Source organism: Nocardioides sp. NPDC006273, assembly GCF_040613495.1.
Taxonomy (GTDB): domain Bacteria; phylum Actinomycetota; class Actinomycetes; order Propionibacteriales; family Nocardioidaceae; genus Nocardioides.
The window spans coordinates 1-8,257 of the sequence record NZ_JBEXSD010000107.1; the positions used below are offsets into that span (position 1 = coordinate 1).

Consider the following 8,257-nt stretch of genomic DNA (forward strand, 5'->3'; position numbering starts at 1 on the left):
AAAACTTTTGTTGGGCCCCCCCTTATGGTGTGTGCGGGGCCCCTATAATACTGTGGGGGCCCACGAAACCACAGTTTCGTCGCCCACAACTACAGTTTCGGCGTCCAGAACTACCGACTCGACCCGCCAGAACTACCTATTCGGGGAGGTCCTTCTCGGCTCGTTTGGCGGCGGCGCGGAGCTCGAAGAGCTCGGTGGCGAGGCCTCCGACGGCGCCCGCTACGTCACGTACGGCGCCGGTGATGATCATGGTGACCTGGCCGACCGTGGTGGCGGTGACCTCGACGGCGCTCTGGGCGACATCCTTGCGGATCTCGTTCTTGCTCAGCTCGGGCTCCATGACAACCCATTGTGGCTGGTCAGCCGCTATGCCGCCACTGGTCCCTCGCTGACGCTCGCTCATGCCGCGACCCCTTCGAGGGCCGGGGCGCTCCGCACGTCGGCAGCAGCGGGCTTCTTGCGGTCAGGGAGGGCGAACTTGCAGATCTTCTTGAAGACGCCGAACAGCTGCCGGTGCAGCGGGCCCGTGTTGTAGGAGAGGCCGTAGCGCTCGCAGATCTCACGGACCTCCTCGGCGATCTCCGGGTAGCGGCGCGCGGGGAGGTCGGGGAAGAGGTGGTGCTCGATCTGGTGGGACAGGTTGCCGGACATGATGTGGAAGGTGCGGCTACCGGTGATGTTGGCGGAGCCGAGCAGCTGGCGGTAGTACCAGTGGCCCTGGGTCTCGTCCTCGCACTCCTCCTGGGAGAAGGAGGCGACACCGGCCGGGAAGTGCCCACAGAAGATGATGTTGAACGTCCACACGTTGCGGATGATGTTGGCGGTGAAGTTCCCCGCGAACGTGAGCGGCGCGAGCGGACCGGTGAGCAGCGGGAAGAGGACGTAGTCCTTCAGCGTCTGCTTCTTCACCTTGCGCCAGATCCGGGCGCCGATCTCCTTGTTCTCGGCCCAGGTGCGGCGACCGGCGACGAGCTCGTCGACCTCGAGGTCGTGCATCGCCACACCCCACTCGAAGAACGTCATCAGCAGGAAGGCGTACAGCGGGTTGCCGAGGTAGTACGGGTGCCACTTCTGGTCCTCGTCCATCCGGAGGACGCCGTAGCCCACGTCGCGGTCCTTGCCCACGATGTTGGTGAACGTGTGGTGCATGTAGTTGTGGCCGTACTTCCAGTTCTCGGCCGGCGCCATCGTGTCCCAGTCGAACATGCGCGAGTTGAGGTGGGGGTCGCCCATCCAGTCGTACTGGCCGTGCATGACGTTGTGCCCGATCTCCATGTTGTCGAGGATCTTGGAGATCGACAGGCACGCGACCGCCGGGACCCACCCGATCACAGGCAGATAGAAGAGCGCGCGGCCGGCGAGCTCGAAGGCGCGCTGCTTCTTGACGATGTCGTAGATGTACGCCGAGTCCTCCTCGCCCAGGTCGGCGACGATCCGCTGGCGGATGGCCTCCATCTCGGCGCCGAACGACTCCAGCTCCTCGGGGCTCAGTCTGCGGTTTCCGGTGTTCTCAACAGTGGTCATGGGTATCTCCTCGAGGGAATCGTCAGAGGTCCACGGAGCAGTCGCCCTCGGGCGTGCTCACGCAGATCCGGATCTGTTCGTCAGGGAGCTCGGAGGTCTCGCCGGTCAGGACGTTGCGGACCCGTCCGGAGCTCTTGTTGGTCGTGCAGGAGAAGCAGATCCCCATCCGGCAGCCGGACTCGGGGGTCAGCCCCGCGGCCTCGGCCTGGTCGAGGATCGTCGCGCCGTCGTTGGCGACGGACCTACCGGTGCGCGCGAACTCCATCTCGCCGCCGGCGACGCCCGCTGTCCTGGGCGGCTTGAAGTACTCCACGCGGAGCGACTCGGTCCCGTCGTACGCAGCCTGGGCCGCCTCGATGAGCGACGCCGGCCCGCAGGCCCATGTCGGCACCTCGCGGTAGCCCGGGACGAGCTTCTCCAGCAGCGCCGGGGAGAGGTAGGGCGCCCCCTCGGCGGTGTGGAGGAGGTGCAGGTCGATGCCGTGACCCTGGCGACGGATCTCGTCGAGCTCGGCGGCGAAGATCTGGCGGTCGGGGCTGGGCGCCCAGTGCAGGAAGGTGACCTTGCCCCGGTGCGTACGCCGCTGCAGGGAGCGCAGCATCGACATCACCGGAGTGATGCCGGAGCCGCCCGAGATCAGGACGATGTGCTCGGGCACACGATCGGGGAGGACGAAGTCGCCCTCCGCCTGAGACAGGTGCACCAGGGTGCCGACCGTGGCCCGCTCGGTCAGGAACTTGGAGATGCTGTAGGGGGTCGCGTGCTCGTCCTCGTGGGCGCGCACCGTGATGGTGAGCGGCTCGCCCGGCTTGCTCTCGGTGTTGGAGACGGTGAAGACGCGGGTGGTACGCCGCCCCTCCCCCGTGTCGATGCCGACGCTGACGTGCTGACCGGCGCGGTGTCCGCGCCAGGTCGAGGTGGGCTGGAGAGTCACGGTCGCCACCCGGGGCGCGCCAGGCGCGCTGACCTCCGGGTGGATGTCGGTGATGCGAGCGCGCACCTCGTGCGCTGCCAGCATCGGGTTGATCTGGGTGAGGTAGCGGTCGATGCCATGCGGGGAGGCGAGCGCCGCAACCGTGCGGGAGCGGAGGATCCGGCCGCCGAGGTCGAGTGCCATGTGTTTCGCCTTTCAGTGAACATCTGTACACCGACAACAATGGCTGGTCCGTGCCGTACGCGTCAAGACGCTGCCCGCGTGGCCCAAATCACGGTGTACAGGTGTGCACCTGACATCGCGCCGGTCGCTGCCCCTAGGATGGTCTGGTGATCGAGACAGGTGCGGAGCCGGAAAGCCGTGCGGAGCGCAAGCTCCGGACCCGGCGAGCGATCCTGGACGCGACGCTGGAGCTCTGCTCCGACAGTTCCCTGACCGCGCTCTCCCTACGTCAGGTCGCCAAGCAGGTCGGGATCGTGCCGACGGCGTTCTACCGCCACTTCGACTCCATCGAGTCGCTCGGGCTGGCGCTGGTCGAGGAGTCCTTCGACTCCCTACGAGACCTGTTCCGTGACGTACGCCGCCACGCCCAGGCCGACAAGGACATCGTCGACGGCTCGATCGACGCGCTCGTCGACCACGTCCATCGGCGCCGCAACCACTTCGGGTTCATCGCGCGCGAGCGCGTCGCCGGGCCACGCTCGGTGCGCGAGGCCATCCAGCGCGAGATCGAGCTCTGCGAGCGAGAGCTCGCCACCGACCTGGCGCGGATGGCCGGCACGGCCACGTGGACCGCGAAGGACCTGCACGTGCTCTCGTCGCTGTTCGTCACCGTCCTGGTCGCGACCGCCGAGCAGATCCTCTCCACCAGCCACCCCGAGCAGGAGAAGCAGATCGTCGCCACCGTGCGGACCCAGCTGCGGATGCTGCTGATCGGCGTCTACCAGTGGCGGTCCGAGGGATGAGCCCCAAATGTGTAGGAACACCCGGTTAACCGGGTGTTCCTACACATTCCTTGGGCCTACCGAAGCATCTGCCTCAGCAACCGCAGGCGGTCGCCTCACGTCCGTGCTCGCACAGCTCGGCGAGCTCGGCATCGAGATCGGCACCAGGCTCCTCGTCGGGCTCAGCGGGCTCGGCAGGCGACTCTGCCCGAGCGGGCAGCATGACAGCCATCACGACCACGACCACTGCGAGCGCGGCGCTGACCATGAAGGCGGCCTGCAGGCCGCTGACCTGGGCAGCGACTGCACCGACCTCGTCGATGACCTGGTCGCTGCGTACCGCCATCACGGTCACCGCCAGGGCGGTGCCGAACGCGGCCGCGACCTGCTGGAGCGTGCCCAGGATCGAGGAGCCGTGGGAGTAGAGATGGGACGGCAGCGACCCGAGGCCGAGGGTGAAGACCGGGGTGAAGGCCGCGGCCAGGCTGACCATCAGGATCAGGTGCAGCACCAGGATGCTCCAGTAGGGCGTGGTGAGCGAGATCTGGGAGAGCCCGGCGAGAGCGACCACGATGCCGACGGAGCCCGGGATGACGAGCACGCGGCCACCGCGCGCGTCGAAGATCCGCCCGACGGTCGGCCCGAGGAGACCCATCGCGAGACCGCCCGGCATCACCAGGAGACCGGTGTAGAGCGGGGTGAGCCCACGCACGTTCTGCAGGTAGAGCGGCAGCAGGATCATCGAGCCCATCATCGCCAGGAACGCGATCGCCATCAGGACCAGCGACTTGGTGAAGGTCGGGTGCAGGAAGGCGCGCAGGTCCAGCAGCGGCGAGCCGACGCGCTGCAGCCGCAGCTGGCGGAGAACGAACGCGAGGATCAGCACCGCGCCGAAGGCGACGATGCCCACCGGACGCCCGACCTCACCCTCGGCGAACCGGCTGAGTCCGTAGACGAGCGATCCGAACCCGAGCGCGGCGATGATCACCGATGCCCAGTCCACGCTCGTCTTCGAGGTCTCCCCGACGTTCTCCAGGCGGCGCAGCCCGGACCAGGCCACGCCGATCGCGATCGGCAGGACCAGCAGGAAGAGCAGCCGCCACGAGCCGAAGCTCAGGATCAGACCGGAGATCGTCGGCCCCAATGCCGGCGCCACCGAGATCGCCATGGTGACCTTGCCCATCACCCGGCCCCGGTCGCTCTCGTCGACGACGGTCATCAGCGTGGTCATCAGCAGCGGCATCATCACCGCGGTGCCCGCCGCCTGGATGACCCGGCCGGCGAGCAGGATGCCGAAGACCGGCGCTATCGCCGAGATCAAGGTGCCGGCGATGAAGACGCCCATCGCCGTGGCGTACGCCATCCTGGTCGTCACCCGCTGCAGGAACCAGCCGGTCACCGGGATCACCGACGCCATGGTCAGCATGAACGCGGTCGAGACCCACTGGGCAGCGTGCTCGGTGACCCCGAAGCTGTTCATCAGGTTCGGGATCGCGTTGAGCATGATCGTCTCGTTGAGGATCACCACGAAGGTGGCCAGCACGAGCAGGGTGATGACGGCAGGCGTACGCCGCTTCTCACCGTCCACGGGACGGTGCGATGTTGTGACGGCAGCAGTCATGGCGAGTTCCTCGGGTCGTACGCAGGGGCCCGTTGCCGCCCGCTCTCATACATACATCGAACGGGCGGGGCCGATTTCGACATCACGCCACGAGAAACTTTGCGAGCCCCAGGCAATGACACTCAATGGTCCCTTGCAGAACCGGGAAGAGTCGAACGATATTCCGTACGTCACATTGCGCTGCGTCACATCGGGCTACGTCACAGCGTGCTGTGTCAAAGGGTGAAGACGACCTTCCCGAAGAGGTCACCGGCGTGCATCGCCTCGAAGCCGGCCTTGGCCTCGGTCAGCGGCATGGTGCGGTCGATCAGCGGGCGGGTGCCGGTCGCCTCGAGGAGGGAGACCAGACTCGCCAGCTCGTTGCGGGTGCCCATCGTCGAGCCGATCACCTTGAGCTGCAGGAAGAAGATGTTGGTCAGCAGCGCGTCGTCGAGGTTTGCCCCGGATGTGGTGCCGCTGATGATGATCGCCCCGCCCGGTCGCAGCGAGCGGACCGAGTGCTTCCAGGTCGCCCGGCCGACGGTCTCGATCACGGCGTCGACCTTCACCGGCAGCCGCTCGCCCGATGCCAGCGCCTCGTGGGCGCCGAGCTCGAGGGCGCGCTTCTGCTTCGCCTCGTCGCGCGAGGTGGCGTAGACCTTCAGGCCGGCCGCCCGCGCGAGCGTGATCGCCGCCGTCGCCACTCCCCCGCCGGCGCCCTGCACCAGCACCGAGTCGCCCGCCTTGAGCCCGCCCTGGGTGAACAGCATCCGGTAGGCCGTCAGCCACGCCGTCGGCAGGCAGGCCGCCTCCTCGAAGGACATGCCGTCGGGCTTCGCCACCACGTTGCGCCGCGGCACGACGACCTTCTCGGCGAAGGTGCCCTGGTGGCGCTCGGAGAGCAGCGACCGCTTCGGGTCGATGGTCTCGTCGCCGGTCCAGTCGGGCGAGGAGATCACCGAGTGCACCACGACCTCGTTGCCGTCCTCGTCGAGCCCGGCCGCGTCGCAGCCCAGGATCATCGGCAGCGCCTCGGCCTTGAGCCCGACCCCCTGCAGCGACCACAGGTCGTGGTGGTTGAGCGAGGCCGCCTTGACGGTGACCGTCGTCCACCCGTCCGGCGCTACCGGGTCGGGCCGCTCGCCCAGCACCAGGCCGGAGATCGGGTCGTCGGATGAGAACTTCTCGGCGTACGCAGCGAACATGCGCCCGACCCTACCGAACCGCGACCCGGCGTATCTGCCCCTTCCAAACCCGCCGAGTCGGCTCATCCTGACACCATCAGGCGCCGAGTCGGCTCGTCAGAACGAGCCGACTCGACGACCTGAGACGTCAGAACGAGCCGAGTCGGCGGGTCAGGCGCGGGCGACGCCGTCGGCGCGAGCAGCCTCGGCGACGGCCGCCGAAACGGCGGGGCCGACGCGGGGGTCGAAGGGCTCGGGGATGATCTTGACCTCCGACAGGTCGTCCTCGACCAGCGCCGCCAGCGCCTGAGCAGCGGCGAGCTTCATGCCCTCCGTGATCGAGGAGGCGTGGACGTCGATCGCGCCCCGGAAGATGCCGGGGAAGGCGAGCACGTTGTTGATCTGGTTGGGGAAGTCCGAGCGACCGGTGGCGACGATGCTCGCGTACTTGTGCGCGACGTCGGGGTGGATCTCCGGGTTCGGGTTGGCCATCGCGAAGACGATCGCCTGCTCGGCCATGGTCGCAACGAGCGCCTCGGGGACGGTGCCACCGGAGACACCGACGTAGACGTCGGCACCGGCGAGCGCGTCGGCCAGAGAGCCGGTGCGGCCGGCGATGTCCGCGGTCACCTCGGCGATCGCCTTCTTCGAGGCGGTCAGGTCGGAGCGGGTGGAGGAGATGACGCCCTTGCGGTCGAGCAGGACGAGGTCGTTGATGCCGAACTCGAGCAGGATCTTGGCGACCGCCACGCCTGCGGCACCGGCGCCCGAGATGACCACGCGGGTCGACTCCGGGTTGCGGCCGGTCAGCTTCAGCGCGTTCATCAGCGCGGCCAGGGTGACCACGGCGGTGCCGTGCTGGTCGTCGTGGAAGACCGGGATGTCGAGCGCCTCCTTGAGGCGGTCCTCGATCTCGAAGCAACGCGGCGCGGAGATGTCCTCGAGGTTGATGCCACCGAAGCTCGGCGCCATCCGGATGACCGTCTCGACGATCTCGTCGACGTCGGTGGTGTCCAGGCAGATCGGGATCGAGTCGACGCCGCCGAACTCCTTGAACAGCACCGCCTTGCCCTCCATCACCGGCATCGCGGCGGCCGGGCCGATGTCCCCCAGACCGAGCACCGCGGTGCCGTCGGTGACGACCGCGACGGTGTTCGGCACCCAGGTGTAGGTGCGGGCCAGCTCCGGCTGCTCGGCGATCGCGGTGCAGACTCGCGCGACACCGGGGGTGTACGCCATCGACAGCGATGCCCGGTCGGAGACCGATGCGGTCGCCGCGATCGCCATCTTGCCGCCACGGTGGAGCTCGAACACCGGGTCGCCGTCATAGGCGGCGGTCGCGGTGGGTTCGGTGGACAGGGTGGACTCGGTCATTGGGGGCCTCCAGAAAACTTCGGACTCGGGACGTCGGGCGTTCGAACGCGAGCCGAGGGGTGGAGCCGCGCATGGCGCCATCTACAGGATGTGATGCCCGGATGGCAGTTTCCCACAGGCTACCGGAGGAAGCGGTTGACGTTTCCTACAAGGTGACCAAGCCCTCATCTGGAGCCCTCGTCCAGAGATTCACCTCAGGATGCGCGGGCGCGGCCAGAGTCGGCCCACGACCACAGCGATCACGTCGGCGTCCACCACAGGCCCGCGATGACGGGAGTCGACCACTCCCGGGGCGGCCGGGTTGTCCGAGAGCAGCCACCACCCGGGGCGACCGGACGCGGTCGTACGCCGCTCCACCGCGCGCTTCACCACGACCACGCCGTCGGCGAGCCGGGCGACGACCACAGACCCGGGCTCCGGCGTACGCCGGTAGGAGACCCACAACCGGTCCCCTGCCCGCAGCGTCGGCACCATCGAGTCTCCAACGACCTTCGCCATCCCCCAGGCGTGTCGGGGTGCCCTGGTCGCGATGTCATCCATGCGGAGTAGTGTCGCAATCAGTAGGACACATGAACACTCTTTGAGAGGACCCGCATGTTCGCGCGACTTTTCGCTCCCACCATCGAGGTCTCGGCCCACTGCGACCTGCCCTGCGGCGTCTATGACCCCGCCCAGGCCCGCATCGAGGCCGAGTCCG

Annotated in this window: 9 protein-coding genes; 2 read left to right on the forward strand and 7 right to left on the reverse strand. The window is 68.0% G+C overall.

Translation table 11 applies throughout. The features are described from left to right. Positions 1-136: 136 nt before the first annotated feature. The 3 genes from ABZZ22_RS26350 to ABZZ22_RS26360 are packed head-to-tail and all read right to left on the reverse strand — an operon-like array spanning position 137 to position 2,641. On the reverse strand, positions 137-340 hold the full coding sequence (locus ABZZ22_RS26350; RefSeq protein ID WP_354938304.1) for a hypothetical protein: 204 nt from the start codon (positions 338-340) through the stop codon (positions 137-139). Positions 341-399: 59 nt separating this feature from the next. Continuing rightward, positions 400-1,524, reverse strand: coding sequence for an acyl-CoA desaturase (locus tag ABZZ22_RS26355; RefSeq protein WP_354938307.1), 1,125 nt, complete (start codon positions 1,522-1,524; stop codon positions 400-402). A 22-nt stretch (positions 1,525-1,546) separates the two neighbouring features. Beyond that, complete coding sequence (locus ABZZ22_RS26360) at positions 1,547-2,641, reverse strand: iron-sulfur cluster-binding domain-containing protein (RefSeq protein WP_354938310.1); 1,095 nt, start codon at positions 2,639-2,641, stop codon at positions 1,547-1,549. 146 nt (positions 2,642-2,787) lie between these two features. On the opposite strand from ABZZ22_RS26360, the gene ABZZ22_RS26365 reads away from it, so the two are divergent. After that, a complete protein-coding gene (locus ABZZ22_RS26365) occupies positions 2,788-3,423 on the forward strand; it encodes a TetR family transcriptional regulator (RefSeq protein ID WP_354938313.1) in 636 nt (211 codons plus the stop codon). Positions 3,424-3,496: 73 nt separating this feature from the next. On the opposite strand, the gene ABZZ22_RS26370 is transcribed toward ABZZ22_RS26365, so the two are convergent. The 4 genes from ABZZ22_RS26370 to ABZZ22_RS26385 all read right to left on the reverse strand — a co-directional run bounded on the left by ABZZ22_RS26370 (position 3,497) and on the right by ABZZ22_RS26385 (position 8,100). Further along, positions 3,497-5,023 carry an MDR family MFS transporter gene (locus ABZZ22_RS26370; RefSeq protein WP_354938316.1) on the reverse strand — a complete coding sequence of 509 codons (1,527 nt, stop codon included), beginning with the start codon at positions 5,021-5,023 and terminating at the stop codon, positions 3,497-3,499. A 215-nt stretch (positions 5,024-5,238) separates the two neighbouring features. Then, positions 5,239-6,207: a zinc-binding dehydrogenase gene (locus ABZZ22_RS26375; protein WP_354938318.1), complete on the reverse strand. Its 969-nt coding sequence runs from the start codon at positions 6,205-6,207 to the stop codon at positions 5,239-5,241. A 150-nt stretch (positions 6,208-6,357) separates the two neighbouring features. Beyond that, complete coding sequence (locus ABZZ22_RS26380; protein ID WP_354938321.1) at positions 6,358-7,560, reverse strand: NADP-dependent malic enzyme; 1,203 nt, start codon at positions 7,558-7,560, stop codon at positions 6,358-6,360. A gap of 189 nt (positions 7,561-7,749) precedes the next feature. Continuing rightward, entirely contained in the window at positions 7,750-8,100 is a 351-nt protein-coding gene (locus ABZZ22_RS26385; RefSeq protein WP_354938324.1) for a S24/S26 family peptidase, read from the reverse strand. A 54-nt stretch (positions 8,101-8,154) separates the two neighbouring features. Here ABZZ22_RS26385 and ABZZ22_RS26390 point away from each other — a divergent pair. Then, positions 8,155-8,257: superoxide dismutase [Ni] (locus tag ABZZ22_RS26390; RefSeq protein ID WP_354938327.1), on the forward strand; the 103-nt coding region annotated here is incomplete at its 3' end.